This window comes from Rhizobium sp. Leaf371 (assembly GCF_001424045.1).
Lineage (GTDB): Bacteria > Pseudomonadota > Alphaproteobacteria > Rhizobiales > Rhizobiaceae > Ferranicluibacter.
Map to the genome: position 1 here is coordinate 657856 of NZ_LMQB01000001.1, position 19007 is coordinate 676862.

The window sequence follows — 19007 nt, forward strand, 5'->3', positions numbered from 1 at the left end:
GGCGCAGACCATGACACTCCAGACCATCGACGCGCCGCTCCTGGAAGAGCCTTCCTTTCTCAAGCGCATGGGCCGCATGCTGTGGGCCGACAAGTTCGCGCTTTGCGCCGCCATCTTCCTCCTCGTCATCCTGTTGCTGGCCATCATCGGTCCGCACTGGATGGGAGATCTCGCGACCAAGCAGAACCTGCGCGGCCGCAATGCCGCGCCGTTCGACTGGAGCCGCGGCTGGGTGTGGTGGATGGGCGCCGATGCGCTCGGCCGGCCGCTGCTCGCTCGCATCGTGGTGGCGACGCAGAATACGCTGATGGTGGCGGCCGGGGCGGTCGCCATCTCCTCGATCACCGGCACGCTGCTTGGTCTCATCGCCGGTTTCTCCTCGCCCCGCGTCAACCAGTTCATCATGCGGCTTGCCGATGTCATCATGTCGTTCCCGTCGCTGCTGATCGCGGTCATCGTGCTGTACGTCCTCGGCGCCTCGATCCTCAATCTCATGCTGGTCCTCGCCATCACCCGCATCCCCGTCTACCTGCGCACCACGCGGGCGGAGGTTCTGGAAATCCGCGAGCGCATGTTCGTGCAGGCGGCACGGGTGATGGGCGCGTCCAGCAAGCGCATCCTGTTCCGCCATATCCTGCCCGTCGTGCTGCCGACGCTGACCACGCTGGCAACGCTCGACTTTGCCTATGTCATGCTGGCGGAGAGCGCCTTGTCCTTTCTCGGCATCGGCATCCAGCCGCCGGAGATCACCTGGGGCCTGATGATCGCGCAGGGTCGCCAGTATCTGCAGAACGCCTGGTGGCTGTCGTTCTGGCCGGGGCTTGCGATTATCCTCACGACCATGTCGCTGAACCTTTTGTCCAACTGGATGCGGATCGCGCTCGATCCCGTGCAGCGCTGGCGCCTCGAAATGAAGGGTCGCAAGAATGGCTGACCATCTCCTTGAAGTCCGCAACCTGTCCGTCGAATTCCACACCGCCCTCGGTGTGGTGAAGGCGGTCCGCGATATCTCGTATCATCTCGACCGTGGGGAAACGCTGGCCATTCTCGGCGAGAGCGGCTCGGGCAAGTCGGTGTCGTCCTCGGCGATCATGAACCTGATCGACATGCCGCCGGGCCGGATCAGCGGCGGGCAGATCCTGCTTGACGGCGTCGATCTCCTGACCATGCCGGCGCACGCTCGGCGCGAGGTCAATGGACGCCGCATCGCCATGATCTTCCAGGACCCGCTGAGCCACCTCAATCCGGTCTATACCGTGGGATGGCAGATCCGCGAGGCGCTGACGACGCATGGGACGGATGGCGCGACCGCCCAGGCCGAAGCCCTGCGATTGATGGGACGCGTCGGCATTCCCGATCCGGAGCATTCGCTCGGCAAATATCCGCACGAATTCTCCGGCGGTCAGCGCCAGCGCGTCATGATCGCCATGGCGCTCGCGCTGCGGCCCGACCTGCTGATCGCCGACGAGCCGACGACGGCGCTGGACGTGACCGTGCAGGCGGAGGTGCTGGCTCTGCTCGAAGAACTGCAGCAGGAAACCGGCATGGCCATTCTCATCATCACGCACGATCTCGGCGTCGTTGCCGAGGTGGCGGACCGCGTGGTCGTGATGGAGAAGGGCCAGCTTGTGGAAAGCGGCACGGTGCGCGAGGTCTATCGCAATCCGCAGCATCCCTATACCCGCAAGCTGATCGCCGCCGCCCCCGGCAAGGGCGAGATGCATGCGCCGCTGCCGCGCATCGAGCCTGTGCTGTCGGTGCGCGACGCGCGCAAGACCTATGGCGCCTTCGATGCGCTGAAAGGCGTCTCGTTCGACCTGATGCCGGGCGAAACGCTGGCCGTGGTCGGGGAGAGCGGATCGGGCAAATCGACGCTCGCACGCATCCTCCTGCGGCTCGACGAGCCGACCGGCGGCACGGCGCTCTGGAAGGGCAGGGACCTGTTCCAGATGGGGGCCGCCGAGCTCTACAAGCTGCGCCGCGATCTTCAGATGGTCTTTCAGGACCCGACGCAATCGCTGAACCCGCGCATGACGGTCTACCAGCTCGTCTCCGAGGCGTGGGTCATCCATCCGGATATCCTGCCGAAGGCAAAATGGCGTGCCCGGGTGGCGGAACTCCTGGTGCAGGTGGGTCTCGGGCCGGAGCATATGGGGCGCTATCCGCACCAGTTTTCCGGCGGGCAGCGGCAGCGTATCGCGATCGCCCGTGCGCTGGCGCTGGAGCCGAAGCTGATCATCTGCGACGAGGCGGTTTCCGCGCTCGACGTCTCGGTGCAGGCACAGGTCATCGCGCTGCTCGACAATCTGCGCAAGACCATGGGCATCGCCTTCATCTTCATCGCGCACGACCTGCCCGTCGTTCGCGACTTCGCCGACCATGTCATGGTGATGCAGAACGGCAAGGTGGTCGAGCTCGGCACCGTTCGCGAGGTGTTCGAGACCCCGCGCGAGGCCTATACGCAGTCTTTGCTGGCAGCCGGTCTCAACCCCGATCCGGATGTCCAGGCCGCCCATCGCGCCGCCCGCCTGCAGCGGGCCTGAGGCCTGGGGCCTCGGGTAGGAGGCCCTTGCGGCAACATTCGAGAATTCAGGAGAATATCATGTCCAAGAAAGCTTTCGTCGCGCTCGTCACCTGTTTCAACGATGATGAAACGATCAACTATGCAGCGACGCGCGCGCAGGTCCGCCGGCAGGTTGCAGCCGGCAACAACATCATGTGCGCCGGCACCAATGGCGATTTTTCGGCGCTGACCTATGACGAGAAGGTGCGGCTGACGGAAGAGGTGGTGGACGAGGTCGACGGCAAGGTCGACGTCATCGTCAATGCCGGCATGCCGGCGACCTTCGAGACGCTGAAGCTCGCCCGCGCCTTCGACCGGATCGGCGTCACCGGCATCGCCGTCATCACGCCCTTCTTCATCGCCTGCACGCAGGATGGCCTGATCCGCCATTTCTCGACGGTTGCGGACGCCGTGCAGACGCCGGTCTATCTCTACGACATTCCCGCCCGGACGCAGAACCATATCGAGCCGGAGACGGCCCGGGCCCTGGCCGCGCATGGCAACATCGCCGGGATCAAGGATTCGGGCGGCGCCAAGGAGACGCTGGAGGCCTATCTCGCCGTCGGCAAGAGCTTGGAAGGCTTCGAGGTCTATTCCGGCCCGGACCATCTCGTGCTCTGGTCGTTGCAGAACGGTGCTGCGGGCTGCATTTCCGGCCTCGGAAACGCCATGCCCGCGGTGCTCTCCGGCATTCTGGATGCCTTCAACGCCGGCGATATCGCCGAGGCGGAACGCCAGCAGACGATCTATACGGCCTTCCGCACCGATCTCTACGCGCTGGGTTTCCCGCCGGCGCTGGTCAAGCGGGCGCTCTACCTCACCGATCCCTCGGTTGGCGCCAGCCGTCAGCCGGCCTTGCTTCCCGACCGCGAGCAGGACGAAAAGATCGCCGTCATCCTCAAGCGCTACGGCCTGATGGCCGCCTGAGGGGACCTCACAAGAAAACCCATGGGCATCGGCAAAAAGATGCCCATGGTCGCTGGACAAGCCGGGCGAAGGCCTTTATACGCCCGGTCACACCGCAGCGATGCAGTGCGGCACCGCAACATGCGGTGCGGGATGGGTGATTAGCTCAGTTGGTAGAGCAGCTGACTCTTAATCAGCGGGTCGTAGGTTCGAACCCTACATCACCCACCAAATCTTTCTAAGATCATCGTTTTCTCGTCTTCGACAGCGCCTCGGGCGCGGTCGGGCTGAGCGATGACCGACGTTTTTTCCGCCGCCTTGACCGCCTGACTGTTGCGATCTTTTCTCGCAAGACGATCCCGCGCGACCGCATTTTCCATCCGTCGCAGGATCCTCTGCTTCTGACAGCCGTGCCCAGTCGGAGCGCAGATCTGTGTGGGAAAATCTTCTGTATTTATTTTGTCGACAGAGATGCGCCGATTTGCTAGAGCCATTCCGGACAGCGGGCGAGCGGTGGCACATCGTTTCGGTTCGCGCTTTTCTTGGAGAGATGAGATGACCGAGCCCGTTTTTGCCGGCTGCATTCCCGCTTTGATGACCCCCTGCCGTCCCGACCGCACGCCGGATTTCGATGCGCTGGTGCGCAAGGGGCGCGAGCTGATCGACCTCGGCATGTCCGCCGTCGTCTACTGCGGATCGATGGGCGACTGGCCGCTCCTGACCGACGAGCAGCGCCAGGAAGGCGTTCGCCGACTGGTCAAGGCCGGTGTTCCGGTCATCGTGGGTACGGGCGCGGTCAGCACGGCTTCGGCTGCAGGCCATGCGGCGCACGCGGCGAAGGTGGGTGCCAAGGGCCTCATGGTCATTCCGCGGCTCCTGTCGCGCGGCTCGTCGCTCGCCGCCCAGAAGGATCACTTCTCCGCCGTGCTCACGGCGGCCGACGGTCTGCCGGCCGTCATCTACAACAGCCCCTATTACGGTTTTGCCACGCGCGCCGATCTCTTCTTCGCGCTGCGCGCCAGCTTCTCGAATCTGGTCGGCTTCAAGGAATTCGGCGGCAAAGCCGACATGACCTATGCGGCCGAAAACATCACCACGGGCGATGACGATCTCATTCTGATGGTCGGCGTCGATACCGGCGTCTATCACGGCTTCGTCAATTGCGGCGCGGGCGGCGCGATCACCGGCATCGGCAACGCGCTTCCCAAGGAAGTGCTGCACCTCGTCGCCCTCTGCGAAAAGGCGGCAAAGGGCAACGCCGAGGCGCGCCGGGACGCCAAGGAACTGGAAGAGGCGCTCTGGGTGCTCTCGACCTATGACGAGGGTCCGGACCTCGTTCTCCACTACAAGTATCTGATGGTGCTGAACGGCGACGCGGAATACGAGCTGCACTTCAACGAAGGCGACACGCTGAGCGCCTCGCAGCGCCGGCATATCGAAAACCAGTACACGCTGTTCAAGGCCTGGTACGCGTCGCGCTACCCCGCATAAGACGACGATGGTCCGCCATGAAAGAGCCCATGCCGCGTTCTGCGGCATGGGCTCTTTGTTTTTCGAACGGGGCGTTTCAGACTACCATTTCTGATGGACGTGCGGCGCGATCAGGCTCGTGTAGATCTCGCGCGATGCTGCCATCACGTCGTCCGAAAGGGGGGCGAGATCCGCGGCGGCCGCATTGGCACGGGCCTGTTCGGCATTGCGGGCACCGGGAATGACGACGGTGACGGCATCGCTCATCAGGATCCAGCGGAGCGCGAAGGCGGCCATGGTCGCGCCCTGCGGCACCAGCTTGCGCACCTCTTCGACAGCCTGCAGGCCGACCTCGAAGGGAACGCCGGCAAAGGTTTCGCCGACGTCGAAAGCATCGCCGTTGCGGTTGAAGTTGCGGTGGTCGTCGCTGGCAAAATGCGTGTCCGCCGTGATCTTGCCGGACAGGAGGCCGCTTGCGAGCGGCACGCGGGCGATAACGGCGATGTTCTTGCGGCGGGCCTCCGCAAAGAACAGGTGGTCGGGGCGCTGGCGGAAGAGGTTGTAGATGATCTGGATGCTCACGACGCCCGGAAACGCGATCGCCTTCAAGGCCTCCTCGACCTTCTCCACCGAGACGCCATAGCCCCGGATCTTGCCTGCGGACTGCAGTTCGTCGAGGCCTTCGAACACGTCCGGACGATAGAGGACCTCGGTCGGCGGGCAGTGCAGCTGCACGAGGTCGAGCACGTCGACGCCGAGATTGGACAGGCTTCGGTCGATGAAGCTTTCCAGATTGGCCTTGGTGTAGCCGTCGGCCACATGCGGGTTCAGCCGGCGGCCGGCCTTGGTGGCCACCATCGGGCGCGTGTCCCCGCGGGTTTTCAGCACGTCGGCGATGATCTTTTCCGAGCGGCCGTCGCCATAGACGTCGGCGGTGTCAATGAAGGTGATGCCGGCATCGAGCGCTGCGTTCAGCGCATCGCGTCCATCGGCCTCGCTGACATCGCCCCAGGAGCCGCCGATCTGCCAGGCGCCGAAGCCGACATTGGACACGGTGAACGGCAGTCTGCCGAAGGAATGGTTTTTCATGGTGATCTCCCTTGTCGAAGTCTCCTCGGCGACCCGGATGTCGGGCCTCAGAGCGCCTTCCGGTCGAAGGCTATGGCCGAAGGATAGGGCCATGGCAAGCAAAGCCATGCTCGCGGTGTTGGTTCCGAAAAACAAAGCCGGGCATTGCGGACATGCCCGGCTCGATGATGCGTGAGGAGGCGTCTCAGGCCGTCTGCATGGCGCCGGGACCGGGGATGGCCTTCGGCGGAACCTTGCCGAGAATGATCATGCCGAGCACCTCGTCCTTGGTCACGTCCTCGGTGCGGGCGTGGCCGACGACCTGGCCGTTCTTCATGACGGAGACCCGGTCGGCGAGATCGAAGACGTCGTGAATGTCGTGGCTGATCAGGAAGATGCCGATCCCCTCGCGTTTCAACTGGCGGATGAGGTCGCCCACCTGTGCGGTCTCCTGCGGCCCGAGGGCCGCCGTCGGCTCGTCCATGATGAGGATGCGGGCGTCGAACAGGATCGCGCGGGCGATCGCCACGGATTGCCGCTGCCCGCCCGAGAGCGCCTTCACCGGCTCCTTGAAGCGGCGGAAGTTCGGGTTCAGCCGTCCCATCACCTCGCGGGCTTTCGCCTCCATGGCGACGTCGTCCAGCGTGCCCCACGGTGTGCGCAGTTCGCGGCCGAGATAGAGGTTTGCGGCCGCATCGACATTGTCCGCGACGGCCAGCGTCTGGTAGATCGTCTCGATGCCGTATTTCTTGGCGTCGCGCGGGTTGGAAATGTCGGCAGGCTCGCCATTGATCAGGATGTCGCCGGCATCGCGCTTGTAGGCGCCGGAGAGGATCTTGATCAGCGTCGATTTTCCCGCCCCGTTATGACCGAGAAGCGCCACCACCTCGCCGGGGTAGAGATCGATCGAGGCATTGTCGACGGCGTGGATGCCGCCGAACGAGATCGAGACATTCTTCATCTCGACCAGAGGCGTGCCGGATGGTGTCGTCGCGGCGCTGCCGCCGGCGGCGGTTGCCGGGATGCCTTGGGGTGTTGTTGTGGTCATGATCGGCCTCCTTACTTGGCGCGCGCGCGATAGACGGTGTCGAGCCAGACGGCGACGACCAGCACGAAGCCGACGACGATGCGCTGGAGCGGGCTGTCGATGCCGAGAAGCACCATGCCCGACTGCAGGGACTGCATGACGAAGGCGCCCAGCATGGCGCCGGCAATGGTGCCGACGCCGCCGGCAAGCGATGTGCCGCCGATGACCGCTGCGGCGATCGTGTAGAGTTCGTCGAGTTCGCCCTGCGCATTGGTGGCGGCGTTGAGGCGGGCGGTGGAGATGGCGGCGGCGATGGCGCAGAGGATGCCCATCAGCGCGAAGATGCGCACCGTGACCCAGCGGGTCTTGATGCCTGCCAGTTCCGCCGCTTCCTGGTTTCCGCCGATGGCGAAGACATAGCGGCCGAAGCGCAGGCGGGTGGAAATGAAGGTCATCACGATGCCGACGGCAATGGCGATGAGGACGGGAACGGCGATGCCGTGCGCGATCTTCAGTCCGCCTTCCGGCACCGGAATGGCGTTGGCCTCGGCATAGCGCGTCGCGATGTTGATCGGCCAGTAATAGCTGTTGGCGACGAGGACCGCGCCGATGACGATGGCACAGGAGAGGGTGGCCAGCACGTATTCGGCCCAGACCGGGCGACGCGGGAAGCCGAAGCGCTTGCGCTGCTTGCGGGCGTTGAGGATGGCACCGACGATGGCAAGGCAGGCGATGAGCCCGACGACCCAGCTGGCGGTGGCGCCGATGGAGCCTTCCGTGCCGCCGCCCATGAGGCGGAAGGTGGCGTTCATCGGGGCGACCGTCTGGCCCGAGGTGACGAACCATGTGGCGCCGCGCCAGACCAGCAGGCCGCCCAGCGTCACGATGAAGGAGGGCACGCCGAGAAAGGCGATGATGACGCCGTGCAGCGCGCCGATGAGGCCGCCGACGACCACGCCGCAGGCAAGCGTGACGATCCAGATGAGAGAGCTGTCGAGCCCGAGATATTGCGGCAGGATCTGCGCCTGCATGACGCCCATGACCATCCCGCAGAAGCCGAGTACGGAGCCGACGGAGAGATCGATGTTGCGGGTGACGATGATCAGCACCATGCCGGTCGCCATGACAGCGACGGAGGAGGTCTGGACCGTGAGGTTCCAGAGGTTGCGCGGTGTCAGGAACAGGCCGCCCGTCAGCAGGTGAAAGCCGATCCAGATGATCAGCAGCGCGCCGATCATGCCGAGCAGGCGCGTGTCGATCTCGGTGGCGCGAAAGAAGCGACGCACCGGGTTCTCGGTCGCCGTCCGCGCAGTGTTGAAGGGTATCGTATTGGTGGTTTCGGCCATGGCCTCGTCATTCTCCCTCATGAGCCGGGCAGGCATGTCGTCTGGCTGGCAGTGCCCTTCGCCATGCCCCCTGCCGTGCGCGATCGGGGCGGACGCGGCATGCTCGATGCCCCGTCCGCCCCGTTTCACGTCGATAGGCCTATCAGTTGCAGGCGGCGACCGAGCCGGCCTTCACGCCCTGGCAGGCTTCTTCCTTGCTGATCCACTTGGCGTCGATCACGGCGTTCAGATTGTCCTTGGTGATCGGCATGGGAGACAGGAAGACCGACTTCATGGCCACCTTCTTCGGGCCGCCTTCGAAGGTCTGGACGTCGGCGATCTGGTCCATCTTCTTGCCGTTGGCCAGGTCGACGGCGATTTCCGCGGCGCGCTTGCCGAGGACGCGGCTGTCCTTCCAGACCGATACGGTCTGCGTGCCGAGCGCCACGCGGTTCAGGGCTGCCTTGTCGGCATCCTGGCCGGAGACCGGAACCGAGCCTGCGAGCCCCTGCGCGTCGAGCGCTGCGATCGCGCCGCCGGCCGTGCCGTCATTGGAGGCGACCACGGCATCGACCTTGTTGTCGGCGGCGGTCAGGAACTGTTCCATGTTCTTCTGGGCCAGTTCCGGCTTCCAGCCGTCGGTATAGGCTTCGCCGACATTCTTGATCTTGCCGGCGTCCATAGCTTCCTTCAGCACTTCGACCTGACCGGAGAAGAGGAAGTCGGCATTCGGGTCGGACGAGGAGCCCTTGATGAAGACGTAGTTGCCTTCCGGCTTCGCCTTGAACACTTCGCGGGCCTGCATGCGGCCGACTTCCTTGTTGTCGAAGGTGATGTAGAAGGCGGCAGGGTTTTCGATCAGGCGGTCGTAGCCGACGACCGGAATGCCTTCCGCAGCGGCCTTTTCGATCGCCGGGCCGATGGCCTCGCTGTCCTGGGCGAGCACGATCAGGGCGTTGGCGCCCTGCGAGATCAGCGACTCCACATCGGTCAGCTGCTTGGCGGCGGACGACTGGGCGTCGGCCGAGATGTACTTGTCGCCGGATGCTTCGAGCGCTGCCTTGATGGCGGCCTCGTCCGTCTTCCAGCGCTCTTCCTGGAAGTTCGACCAGGACACGCCGACGACGAGGTCCTTGGCCTGCACGGCCGTGTGCAGGGATACGATGACGGCGACGCCGGCCATGAGTTTCAGAACGGATTTCATCAAAACCTCCCAAACGCGGCTGACCGTTCGCGCGAACCTCCCGCACGACCCCCGCCCAGCCCGAAAACCTGCCGATCTCTCCTCCTGAGAGTTTTTTCTCGACAGTCGAGAAAATAGATGTCAGAGAAATTTGAGGCTGTCAACACGTCCTCCTGTTTCGGATTTCGACATCGTTTTCGTGCGGGTTCCCGCGCTTATGGCCCCAGGGGAGGTCAGCTTCGCATGCTCATCAAGGCTGGCTCCGAGCAGATGAGACAGCAGAATATCCTGCTCGTTCTCTCTGCGCTCAGACGCCATGGACCGCAGGCGCATACGGACCTCGCGACACGAACCGGCCTGTCGTCGGCCACGGTCTCGGCGATCACCATGGAGCTGGAAAAGGCAGGTGTGCTGGAGCGCAGCGAGCAGCAGCCGGGGGCAGGGCGGGGACGACCGCGGGTTCTGTTTTCGCAGAGACGCGATTGCGGCTACCTCATCACCGCGCAGATTTCCTCGGATGCGGTTCAATATTCGCTGGTCGATTATGCGGGTCGCCTGATCGACCGGTTCGACGAGGCGCGGCGGCATGACGAGCAGAGCACGTCGCGGTTCGCGCCGCAATTTCGCGAGGCGCTGGCCCGGCTCGCCGAGCGGTCGCGGCTTGCACGCGACGCGGTCATGGCGATTTCGATCAGCAGCAAGGGCACGGTCGATGCCGATGGGCACCGCCTTCTCTGGTCGCCGCTCCTGGGCGGGCAGGAGATCGATTTTGCCGCGCTCCTGTCCCCCGACTGGCGTGCCGTGGTGACCCTCAGCAACGAGACGCTGCTGGTGGCGCAGGCGCTCGGCATTGCCTTGAAGCCCGCAACGGAGGGCCACGCCCTCGCGGTCGTCTCGCTCGGCCACAGCATCGGGCTCGGCATCGCCCGGCGGCGGCAGCACGACGAGGTGGAAGCGAGCGCGCCGAATTTCGGGCACATGCTGCACGCACCGGGCGGCGGTCTCTGTCGCTGCGGCGGGCAGGGATGCATCGAGGCGACCGCCGGGTTCTACGGCATCCTGCGCACGGCCTTTCAGGTGCCGGCGGATACGATTCCGGCGAAATTCGTGCCGCTGCCGGAGATGGACAAGATCGCGCAGACGGCGCGTGCGGGAAACCGGATGGCGGGCTATGCCTTCCGGCAGGCGGGGCTCGCGCTCGGCAACGGCCTGTCACGGCTGATGAGTTTCCACGGTCGCCTGCCGGTCGTGTTCACCGGTCCGGGAACGCGCTATTTCGATCTTCTGTCGCCGGGGATCGAGGAGGGGCTTTCCGCCTCGCACGAGGTGCGGCTGAAGGGCCGGCCGGAGATCGCCGTGCACCCGGACGAGCAGCGCCTCGTGTTCGAGGGACATCTCGACTGGGCCCTGACCGGCATCGACCAGGCCATCGCCGAAGCCCGGCTTTCCCCCTCCGAAAAGCGGTCGGCCTGAAGCGGCGTTTTCTTGGGGCCTCTTCGTGAAAAGCGGTTTGCGTCCGTTCGTGACGATGTTCAGACCCCGAGCGTCTTCAGCCGGCTTTCGCGCAGGAGGCCGCTTGCATCCATGATCGGATGGGCGACGGAGACGATGTGGGCATTGATGCGCTTGAGGTCGCGCAGCATGTCGAGATGCAGCGAACTGGTCTGCAGGCTGTCGGCATGGCCGTCGCGCAGGCGCTGGAAATGCCGCTCCGCCGATTGCTTCTCGAGATTGCGCACCTCGACCTTCACCTCCATCAGCTGGCGGGCTAGGTCGATATCGCGGGTGACGAAGATCGTCTGGGCGATGCGCAGGTTGTCGATCGTCATGTCGAACAGGGTCTGCAACTCCTTGAAACCCTCGTCGGAGAATTTGAGCCCGAGCGTGACCGTCTTCGTCACCTGATCGAGCAATCCCTTCTCGATGATATCGCCGACATGTTCGAGATTGATCGCATAGTCGATGATGACGATGGAGCGCCGGCCGTTCTCCTCGTCCAGACCCTTCCGGCCGAGCTTGGAGAGATAGATCTTCACCTCCTGCTGGAGGATGTCGACGCTGTGCTCCAGCGCCGGGATCTGCCGCAGCGGCGCGATGTCCTTCGTGCGGAAGGCGTCCGATGCGAGGATGAGCATGCGCTCGATGAGATCTCCGACGCCGAGCACCTCGCGCGTGGCGCTGGTAAGGGCGACGACGGGCGTGGACAGTTCGTGGTCGTCGAGGAACTTCGGTGCGTTTTCGCGCTCGGGCTGGTCCGGCACCAGGCGCATCATCAGGATCGAGAGGCTGCGGGCAAAGGGCCAGGCGGCAGCTGCCAAAAGGATGTTGAAGATCAGATGGGCGTCCACCGGCAGCTTTTCCGGCGGCAGCGGCAATTGCCGCAGGAGATCGGCGCCGATGCCGGCGAGCGGCAGGGCAATGAGACAGCCGCAGGTGCGCACGATCAGATTTCCGAGCGTCACCCGGCGCGCGGCCGGTGGTCCGTTGAGCGTGGCGACGAAGGGCGGGATGGCGCCGCCGAGATTGGCGCCGAGCACGAGCACGACGATCAGGCCGGGCGAGAGGATGCCGGTCGAGGCGAGCGACAGGATGAGGACGACGATCGCAAGGCTCGAGGACGAGACGAAGGCGAGCACGGCGCTGAAAACGAGCGCGACCAGCCAGGCGCCGTCGAGCAGCGCAATGAAGGCGGCCAGCGCGGGCGAGGTGCGCATCGGCTCCGTCGCCAGGCTGAGGAGATGCAGCGACAGCAGCATGAGGCCGATGCCGATCAGCGCGGTGCCGCCACCCTGCCGTCCGCTGTGCTTGCCGCGATACAGCACGGTGCCGGAGAGAATCAGCAGCGGCGACAGCCATTCGATGCCGGTGGACACGATCCAGGCGGTGACGGCGGTGCCGATATTGGCGCCGAGAAGCACGATCTGGGCGAGCCGCTGCTTGACCATGCGACGTTCCACGAAAGACGACACCATGAGGGCCGTGGCGGTCGAACTCTGCAATGCGACGGTCGCGACGAAACCCGAGAGGAAAGCCCGCCAGCCATGCTTCGTGCCCGTCGCCAGGCCCGTGCGCAGCCGGGCGCCGAAGGCCCGCGAGACCCCGTCCTTCACCAGCGACAGGCCGAAGAGAAGGAGCGCGATCGCGCCGAACAGGTTGATCATGACGATGGTGGATTGCATCCGTCTTCATTCCCGGCATGTCGTGCAGAAGGGGCTTCGCCTGCACACATGTCGGAGCATAGGACGCGAGACGAAGAGGGGCAACGATACGGCCGAAAGTAGCAGCTTGGGCACGTTTTTCACGGCGTTCCTGCGACGTCGGCCGTCGCTCTCCCTCGATCGAAGGGGCGGAGACGCGGTTTCCCGACCGTTCAAGGTGCCCTATCGGGCATCAGGGCGGGCCGGACGAGCGCGAGCAGGTGTTCGATGCGGCCCTCGCGTTCCCGGTCCGTCATCGGTTGCGGCCGCCTGATCAGCGCGGTCACCAGCGATTCGCCGATCACGGCGCCGACAAGGAGGCTTGCAAGGTCCGCCGGACGGTCGCCGTTCAGGCGACCCGTCGCCTGCAGGCGCGCGATGATATCGGTGAGTTTTTCCTTGCAGCAGCGCAGGCCGTTGTCGTGGAAGGCGCCGGCGAGCTCCGGCGCATGCGCGCTTTCCGAAATGACGAGGCGGGCGATGCTCACCTGGCGATCCGAGAGCACGAAGGCCGAAAGGCGCGACAGGACATCGGCGATGACGACATCGGCCGCCTGATCCTCTTCGGGCATGTCGAGCGTGATGTCCTCGTGCATGACGCGGTCGATCAGGGCGACGAACAGGTTTTCCTTCGTCCCGAAGCTGCGATACACCGTCTTCTTCGACATGCCGCAGGCTTTGACGACATCGTTCATCTGGGTCGAGCGATAGCCTTGAGACACGAAACAATGTTCTGCCGCGTCGAGGATCTGGTCCCGGCGGTCCTCCTCGCTCAAGGTCGCGGGACGGCCCGGTCCTCTCTTCTTGCCGATTCCGAAGCAGCTCATGAGGTCCCTCTTGACTTACGGAAACCGATGGGTTTTCTATTGATAGGAAACCGCAGGGTTTCTCGTCAAGTCCGATTGGCCTGTTCCTCGGCCTCTTCCTCGGGCAGAACGGCAATATGGATCCGATCATGACCTTCTCCTTCGCCCGCATGGCGCTTGCTGCGACTTTGGCGGTGACGTCGCTGACCGCCTGTTCCGACGAGGAGGTGCCGCCGCCAAAGCCGCTGCCGCGCGTCCGCGTCGAGACCGTCGCCCCCAAGCCTTCCGTGACCGAGATCAGCCTGACGGGTTCGATCGCGGCGCGGACGGAAACCCATCTGTCTTTCCGCACCAGCGGACGCATCATCGAGCGTCTGGTCGATGTGGGCGATGCCGTGCGCAGGGGACAGCTGCTCGCCCAGATGGACGACGAGGTGCAGCAAGCCGATCTCGAATCGGCCCGCGCGACGCTGTTAGCCGCCACGGCGGACCTGTCGCATGCCACGGCCGCCTTTACCCGGCAGCAGACGCTGCTCCGCGCGAACTCCACGGCGCAGACGACCTATGATCTGGCGGAAGAGAACCTGAAGGTCGCGCGCGCCTCGGTCAAATCGGCGGAATCGGCGCTCTCCAATGCTGAGGAGACGCTGTCCTATACGAAGCTCACAGCCGACGCGGACGGGGTCGTGACAGCGCGAAATGCGGATGTCGGCGAGACGGTGCAGGCGGCGCAGGCCGTCTTCTCGGTTGCGGTCGATGGACCGCGCGATGCGGTCTTCGATATCTACGAGTCCCTGTTGCGGAGCGGCGAGCCGCCGGAGGTGACCGTCAGCCTCGCCTCCGACCCCTCCGTCGCCGCGCGCGGACCGGTGCGCGAAATCGCGCCGACGGTCGATCGGCAGACGGGAACCGTGCGGGTCAAGGTCGGGCTCGACCGGCCGCCGGCTGCCATGACGCTTGCCTCGGTCGTGCGGGGCACGGTCTCGCTCGCCGGCCCGCCAGCCTTCACGCTGCCGCCGAGCGCGCTTGCCGCGTCCGGCGGAAAGCCGGCCGTGTGGGTCCTCGACCCTGCCAAGACCACCGTGTCGCTTCGGCCGGTGACGGTTGCCGAGTACCAGACCGACGCGATGATCATCGCGACTGGGCTGAAGGCCGGCGACCGGGTCGTCGTCGATGGCACCAAGCTCCTGCGTCAGGGCCAGACCGTCCTTCTTGCCGAGGGGAACGCCCCATGAAGCCCGTCCTTATCCTCCTGCCGCTCGCCCTGATGCTCGCGTCCTGCTCGGACGACGGCGAAACGGCGCCGCCACCGCCGCGGCCGGTCAAGTCGCTGGTGCTGGAAGAGACGAATTCCGCGCCTCTGTCCTTTGCCGGCACCGTCGAGCCGCAGATCGTCACGAATTACAGCTTTCAGATCCTCGGGCGCATGATCTCGCGCAATGTCCAGGTGGGCGATCCCGTGGAGCGGGGAACGCTGCTGGCCGTGCTCGAAGCGACGGCGCTCGAACAGGACGTTCAGGCCGCGCAGGCGTCGCTCGTCAGCGCCCAGGCGTCCGCCAACAACGCCCGCGTGGTCGAGCAGCGCCAGCAGGGCCTCTTTGCCAAAACGGTCGTATCGCAGGCCGCCGTCGAGGATGCCGTGCAGGCGGCGCAGGCCGCGCAATCCGCCGAGGTTCGGGCGCGGGCGAACCTCGCCAAGGCGAAGGAGCGGCTGAGCTACGCGAAAATCTCCGCCGACTATACCGGCGTGGTCACCAGCACGGCCGCCGAGCCCGGCCAGGTGGTTGCGGCCGGGCAGACGGTGGTGACGGTGGCGCGGCCCGATCTTCGCGATGCGGTGGTCGATCTTCCGTCGTCGGCCGCGTCCGGCGCCAAGATCGGCGATCCCTTCCGCGTCGTCCTCCAGTCCGATCCGACGACGGTCGTCAAAGGCCGTGTGCGGCGGATCGAGCCTTCGGCCGACCCGGTCACCCGCTCGCAACGCATCCGCATCGCGCTGCAGGCGGCGCCTGCCGCCTTTCGTCTCGGCTCCGTCATTTCCGTCACGCTGCCGGACACGCGCCCGTCCGAACTGCTGCTGCCGGCGGCCGCCATCGTCACGCGCGACGGCAAGACCTTCGTCTGGATCATCCCGGAGGGCACCGAGGCCGTCGCGATGCGCGAGGTCACGACCGGTGACGCCGGCAGTGGCCGCGTCTCCATCTCGTCCGGCCTCAAGCGCGGCGACCGCGTCGTCGTCGCCGGGGTCAACAGCCTGACCGACGGGCAGAAAATCCGCATTTCCGGAGATTTGAAATGAAGCCGTTCAACCTGTCGGACTGGGGACTGGGGCACCGCTCGCTTCTCTGGTATTTCATGCTGGTCTTCTCGCTGGCCGGCCTCCTGTCCTACCTCAATCTCGGACGCGAGGAGGACCCATCCTTCACCATCAAGACGATGATCATCACCGCCCAGTGGCCCGGCGCCACGGTGGAGGATACGATCAAGCAGGTGACGGAGCGCATCGAGAAGAAGCTCGAGGAACTGCCGCAGCTCGACTACACCAAGAGCCAGACGGTGGCCGGGCAGACGACCGTGTTCGTCTATCTGCGCGAAACGACGCCGGCAGCCCAGGTCGCGCCGACCTGGGTGCGGGTGCGCAATCTCGTCAGCGATATCAAGGGCAGTTTCCCCTCGGGCGTTCAGGGGCCGTTCTTCAACGACAGCTTCGGCGACGTCTACGGCAATATCTACGCCTTCACCTCCGACGGCTTTTCGCAGCGCGAGCTTCGCGACACGGTGGAAGCCGTGCGGGCCGAGGTGCTGACCGTGCCCAATGCCGGCAAGGTCGATATCATCGGGGCGCAGGACGAGGTGATCTTCCTCGAATTCTCCTCGCGGCAGCTTGCCGCCCTCGGGCTCGACCAGCAGAGCGTGGTCGATACGCTGCAGGCCCAGAATGCGGTGGCGCCTTCCGGCGTCATGCAGGATAGCCCCGAGCGCATCAGCGTCCGCGTTTCCGGCCAGTTTTCCTCGGAGGAGAGCCTGCGCAACCTCAATCTGCGCGTCAACGACCAGTTCTTCCGCTTGAGCGACGTCGCCTCGATCCGCCGGGGCTATGCCGATCCGCCAAGCACGATCTTCCGCTACAATGGCGAGCCGGCGATCGCGCTGGCCGTCAACATGAAGCAGGGCGCCAACCTTCTCGCCTTCGGCGAGGCGCTGACCGAACGCATGGACACGATCGAGCAGAAGCTGCCGGTCGGCATCGATGCGCATCTGGTGTCCGACCAGCCGAAGATCGTGGACGAGGCGGTGTCGGGCTTCACGCGCGCGCTGTTCGAGGCCATCGCCATCGTGCTCGCGGTCTCCTTCGTCAGCCTCGGCCTGCGGGCCGGGCTGGTGGTGGCGGTGGCGATCCCGCTCGTGCTCGCGATGACCTTCGTCATCATGGAATATCTCGGCATCTCGTTGCAGCGCATCTCGCTCGGCGCGCTCATCATCGCGCTCGGCCTGCTGGTGGATGACGCGATGATCGCGGTGGAAATGATGGTGGCGCGACTGGAGGCTGGCGACGACCTGCGCAAGGCCGCCACCTATGTCTACACGTCCACGGCGTTCCCGATGCTGACCGGCACGCTGGTGACCGTCGCCGGCTTCATTCCGGTCGGCCTCAACAACAGTGCGGCCGGCGAGTTCACCTTCACCCTGTTCATCGTGATCGCCGCATCGCTGATCCTCTCCTGGATCGTCGCCGTGCTCTTCACCCCGCTTCTCGGCGTGCTGATGCTGCCGAAGACGATGAAGCAGCATCACGGCTCCAAGGGCATCGTCGCCCGGATCTTTTCGCGCCTTCTGCTGATCTGCATGCGCTTTCGCTGGGTGACCATCGCCGTCACGCTGATCGTCTTCGCAGGCTCCGTTTACGGCATGCAGTTCGTGCAGCAACAGTTCTTTCCCTCGTCGGACCGCAACGAGCTGATCATCGACTGGAACCTGCCGCAGAGCGCCTCGATCCGCGAGACGCAGCGCCAGATCGCCCAGTTCGAGAACGAAAAGCTGAAGGGCAATCCGGACGTCGAGCATTGGTCAAGCTATGTCGGGCAGGGCGCGGTCCGCTTCGTACTCTCGTTCGACGTCCAGCCGAACAGCCCGGCCTTCGGGCAGACGATCATCGTCAGCAAGAGCATCGAGGCGCGCGACCGGCTGAAGGGCGATCTGGAGGCCTATCTCAAGAAGACCTTCATCGGCACGGATGCCTATGTGAAGCTGCTCGACATCGGTCCGCCGGTCGGCCGCCCCGTCGCCTATCGCGTCAGCGGGCCGGAGATCCAGACGGTGCGGCAGCTCGCACTCGATCTCGGCAACATCGTCGGCGGGAACAAGCATCTCGGCGACGTGGCCTACGACTGGAACGAGCCGTCCCGCGTGGTCAAGATCGACGTCCAGCAGGACAAGGCGCGCCAGCTCGGCATCACCTCGCAGGCCATCGCGACGACCATCAACGGCATCGTCGGCGGCACGACAGCGACGCAGGTGCGCGACGATATCTATCTCGTCAACATCGTCGGACGCGCGGTCGAGGCCGAGCGCAGCTCGATCGAGACGCTGCGCGACCTGCAGCTTCCGGTCGGCGACGGGCGATCCGTGCCGCTCGCAGCCGTCGCCACGTTCCGCTACGATGTCGAGCAGCCGCTGATCTGGACGCGCTCGCGCATTCCCACGGTCACCGTGCGGGCCGGCATGATCGACAAGGTGCAGCCGGCAACCGCCGTGGCCGAGCTTACCCCGGCGGTCAAGACGTTCGAGGCGACACTGCCGCCCGGCTACGCGATCGCGGTGGCCGGTGCCGTCGAGGAAAGCGGCAAGGCCCAGGGGCCGATCGCCGCCGTCGTGCCGCTGATGCTGTTCGTCATGGCGACGATCCTGATGATCCAGCTGCAGAGTTTCAGCCGCCTCTTCCTCGTCTTCGCGGTCGCCCCGCTCGCCATCATCGGCGTTGTCGCGGCCCTGCTGCCGAGCGGCGCGCCGATGGGCTTCGTCGCCATTCTCGGCATCCTCGCGCTGATCGGTATTCTGATCCGCAACTCGGTCATCCTGATCGACCAGATCGAGACGCTGCGTCGGGAGGGGGTTGCGCCCTGGCGGGCGGTGGTGGAGGCGACCGAGCATCGCATGCGGCCGATCATGCTGACGGCCGCCGCGGCCAGCCTTGCGCTCATCCCGATCGCGCGTGAGATCTTCTGGGGGCCGATGGCCTATGCCATGATCGGCGGCATCATCGTGGGCACGATCCTCACCCTGCTGTTCCTGCCGGCGCTCTACGTCGCCTGGTTCCGCATCCATGAGGACACGCCGGAGGCCGAGCCCAAGGCGGATGTCCATCCGGCGCCCCAGCCCCAGGCCCAGGCCCAGACCCAGACCTGAAGGCCTTCCGCGCCCCAATCTTTCAGCGCCGCCCCTCCACCCGACGGGCGGCGTTT

At 65.3% G+C, this 19007-nt stretch carries 16 protein-coding genes and 1 tRNA gene; 10 read left to right on the forward strand and 7 right to left on the reverse strand.

From position 1 onward, the window contains the following. Nucleotides 1-10: 10 nt before the first annotated feature. From ASG39_RS02900 to ASG39_RS02915, 4 genes are all read left to right on the forward strand, one after another. Nucleotides 11-934 carry an ABC transporter permease gene (locus tag ASG39_RS02900; RefSeq protein WP_062592602.1) on the forward strand — a complete coding sequence of 308 codons (924 nt, stop codon included), beginning with the start codon at nucleotides 11-13 and terminating at the stop codon, nucleotides 932-934. Beyond that, nucleotides 927-2543 carry an ABC transporter ATP-binding protein gene (locus ASG39_RS02905; protein ID WP_062592604.1) on the forward strand — a complete coding sequence of 539 codons (1617 nt, stop codon included), beginning with the start codon at nucleotides 927-929 and terminating at the stop codon, nucleotides 2541-2543. Before ASG39_RS02900 ends, ASG39_RS02905 begins: the two co-directional genes overlap by 8 nt. A gap of 59 nt (nucleotides 2544-2602) precedes the next feature. Further along, nucleotides 2603-3490 carry a dihydrodipicolinate synthase family protein gene (locus ASG39_RS02910; RefSeq protein WP_062592606.1) on the forward strand — a complete coding sequence of 296 codons (888 nt, stop codon included), beginning with the start codon at nucleotides 2603-2605 and terminating at the stop codon, nucleotides 3488-3490. Nucleotides 3491-3624: 134 nt separating this feature from the next. Continuing rightward, nucleotides 3625-3700, forward strand: a tRNA-Lys gene (locus tag ASG39_RS02915). On the opposite strand, the gene ASG39_RS23600 is transcribed toward ASG39_RS02915, so the two are convergent. Beyond that, entirely contained in the window at nucleotides 3691-3849 is a 159-nt protein-coding gene (locus tag ASG39_RS23600; RefSeq protein WP_156467986.1) for a hypothetical protein, read from the reverse strand. The two genes, ASG39_RS02915 and ASG39_RS23600, sit on opposite strands and share 10 nt — an antisense overlap. Before the next feature lie 175 nt (nucleotides 3850-4024). Here ASG39_RS23600 and ASG39_RS02920 point away from each other — a divergent pair, with 175 nt between their 5' ends. Beyond that, entirely contained in the window at nucleotides 4025-4960 is a 936-nt protein-coding gene (locus tag ASG39_RS02920) for a dihydrodipicolinate synthase family protein (RefSeq protein WP_062592608.1), read from the forward strand. An 81-nt stretch (nucleotides 4961-5041) separates the two neighbouring features. Here the strand turns inward: ASG39_RS02920 and ASG39_RS02925 are convergent, their stop codons facing one another. Beyond that, nucleotides 5042-6028, reverse strand: coding sequence for an aldo/keto reductase (locus ASG39_RS02925; protein ID WP_062592610.1), 987 nt, complete (start codon nucleotides 6026-6028; stop codon nucleotides 5042-5044). Between ASG39_RS02925 and ASG39_RS23605 the strand changes: the two genes are divergently transcribed. Then, nucleotides 6027-6203, forward strand: a complete 177-nt coding sequence (locus tag ASG39_RS23605) for a hypothetical protein (protein WP_156467987.1) — start codon at nucleotides 6027-6029, stop codon at nucleotides 6201-6203. The two genes, ASG39_RS02925 and ASG39_RS23605, sit on opposite strands and share 2 nt — an antisense overlap. A gap of 9 nt (nucleotides 6204-6212) precedes the next feature. Here ASG39_RS23605 and ASG39_RS02930 read toward each other — a convergent pair whose 3' ends face one another. From ASG39_RS02930 to xylF, 3 genes are all read right to left on the reverse strand, one after another. Next, nucleotides 6213-6968, reverse strand: a complete 756-nt coding sequence (locus ASG39_RS02930; RefSeq protein WP_062593376.1) for an ATP-binding cassette domain-containing protein — start codon at nucleotides 6966-6968, stop codon at nucleotides 6213-6215. A 98-nt stretch (nucleotides 6969-7066) separates the two neighbouring features. Further along, nucleotides 7067-8380 carry a sugar ABC transporter permease gene (locus ASG39_RS02935; RefSeq protein WP_062592612.1) on the reverse strand — a complete coding sequence of 438 codons (1314 nt, stop codon included), beginning with the start codon at nucleotides 8378-8380 and terminating at the stop codon, nucleotides 7067-7069. A gap of 142 nt (nucleotides 8381-8522) precedes the next feature. After that, complete coding sequence (gene xylF / locus ASG39_RS02940) at nucleotides 8523-9563, reverse strand: D-xylose ABC transporter substrate-binding protein (protein ID WP_062592614.1); 1041 nt, start codon at nucleotides 9561-9563, stop codon at nucleotides 8523-8525. A gap of 222 nt (nucleotides 9564-9785) precedes the next feature. Here xylF and ASG39_RS02945 point away from each other — a divergent pair, with 222 nt between their 5' ends. Then, complete coding sequence (locus ASG39_RS02945; protein WP_062592616.1) at nucleotides 9786-11015, forward strand: ROK family transcriptional regulator; 1230 nt, start codon at nucleotides 9786-9788, stop codon at nucleotides 11013-11015. Nucleotides 11016-11074: 59 nt separating this feature from the next. Here the strand turns inward: ASG39_RS02945 and ASG39_RS02950 are convergent, their stop codons facing one another. Then, complete coding sequence (locus tag ASG39_RS02950) at nucleotides 11075-12721, reverse strand: Na/Pi cotransporter family protein (protein ID WP_062592619.1); 1647 nt, start codon at nucleotides 12719-12721, stop codon at nucleotides 11075-11077. A 191-nt stretch (nucleotides 12722-12912) separates the two neighbouring features. Then, the gene (locus ASG39_RS02955) at nucleotides 12913-13566 is read right to left on the reverse strand and encodes a TetR/AcrR family transcriptional regulator (RefSeq protein WP_062592621.1); all 654 of its coding nucleotides are present in this window, start codon (nucleotides 13564-13566) and stop codon (nucleotides 12913-12915) included. A 128-nt stretch (nucleotides 13567-13694) separates the two neighbouring features. On the opposite strand from ASG39_RS02955, the gene ASG39_RS02960 reads away from it, so the two are divergent. The 3 genes from ASG39_RS02960 to ASG39_RS02970 are packed head-to-tail and all read left to right on the forward strand — an operon-like array spanning nucleotide 13695 to nucleotide 18951. Further along, nucleotides 13695-14780, forward strand: coding sequence for an efflux RND transporter periplasmic adaptor subunit (locus tag ASG39_RS02960; protein ID WP_162242404.1), 1086 nt, complete (start codon nucleotides 13695-13697; stop codon nucleotides 14778-14780). Further along, a complete protein-coding gene (locus tag ASG39_RS02965) occupies nucleotides 14777-15844 on the forward strand; it encodes an efflux RND transporter periplasmic adaptor subunit (RefSeq protein WP_062592626.1) in 1068 nt (355 codons plus the stop codon). The genes ASG39_RS02960 and ASG39_RS02965 overlap by 4 nt, the downstream gene beginning before the upstream one ends. Beyond that, nucleotides 15841-18951, forward strand: coding sequence for an efflux RND transporter permease subunit (locus tag ASG39_RS02970; RefSeq protein WP_062592628.1), 3111 nt, complete (start codon nucleotides 15841-15843; stop codon nucleotides 18949-18951). Before ASG39_RS02965 ends, ASG39_RS02970 begins: the two co-directional genes overlap by 4 nt. The last annotated feature ends 56 nt before the right edge of the window (nucleotides 18952-19007 follow it).

Excerpts from the sequence above, each read along its gene's own strand:
- ASG39_RS02945 (WP_062592616.1), top strand. The coding sequence starts at position 9,786 with ATGCTCATCAAGGCTGGCTCCGAGCAGATGAGACAGCAGAATATCCTG.
- ASG39_RS02900 (WP_062592602.1), top strand. The coding sequence starts at position 11 with ATGACACTCCAGACCATCGACGCGCCGCTCCTGGAAGAGCCTTCCTTT.
- ASG39_RS02925 (WP_062592610.1), bottom strand. The coding sequence starts at position 6,028 with ATGAAAAACCATTCCTTCGGCAGACTGCCGTTCACCGTGTCCAATGTC.
- xylF (WP_062592614.1), bottom strand. The coding sequence starts at position 9,563 with ATGAAATCCGTTCTGAAACTCATGGCCGGCGTCGCCGTCATCGTATCC.
- ASG39_RS23605 (WP_156467987.1), top strand. The coding sequence starts at position 6,027 with ATGGTGATCTCCCTTGTCGAAGTCTCCTCGGCGACCCGGATGTCGGGC.
- ASG39_RS02910 (WP_062592606.1), top strand. The coding sequence starts at position 2,603 with ATGTCCAAGAAAGCTTTCGTCGCGCTCGTCACCTGTTTCAACGATGAT.
- ASG39_RS02905 (WP_062592604.1), top strand. The coding sequence starts at position 927 with ATGGCTGACCATCTCCTTGAAGTCCGCAACCTGTCCGTCGAATTCCAC.
- ASG39_RS02970 (WP_062592628.1), top strand. The coding sequence starts at position 15,841 with ATGAAGCCGTTCAACCTGTCGGACTGGGGACTGGGGCACCGCTCGCTT.
- ASG39_RS02920 (WP_062592608.1), top strand. The coding sequence starts at position 4,025 with ATGACCGAGCCCGTTTTTGCCGGCTGCATTCCCGCTTTGATGACCCCC.
- ASG39_RS02950 (WP_062592619.1), bottom strand. The coding sequence starts at position 12,721 with ATGCAATCCACCATCGTCATGATCAACCTGTTCGGCGCGATCGCGCTC.
- ASG39_RS23600 (WP_156467986.1), bottom strand. The coding sequence starts at position 3,849 with ATGGAAAATGCGGTCGCGCGGGATCGTCTTGCGAGAAAAGATCGCAAC.
- ASG39_RS02930 (WP_062593376.1), bottom strand. The coding sequence starts at position 6,968 with ATGAAGAATGTCTCGATCTCGTTCGGCGGCATCCACGCCGTCGACAAT.
- ASG39_RS02965 (WP_062592626.1), top strand. The coding sequence starts at position 14,777 with ATGAAGCCCGTCCTTATCCTCCTGCCGCTCGCCCTGATGCTCGCGTCC.
- ASG39_RS02960 (WP_162242404.1), top strand. The coding sequence starts at position 13,695 with ATGACCTTCTCCTTCGCCCGCATGGCGCTTGCTGCGACTTTGGCGGTG.
- ASG39_RS02935 (WP_062592612.1), bottom strand. The coding sequence starts at position 8,380 with ATGGCCGAAACCACCAATACGATACCCTTCAACACTGCGCGGACGGCG.
- ASG39_RS02955 (WP_062592621.1), bottom strand. The coding sequence starts at position 13,566 with ATGAGCTGCTTCGGAATCGGCAAGAAGAGAGGACCGGGCCGTCCCGCG.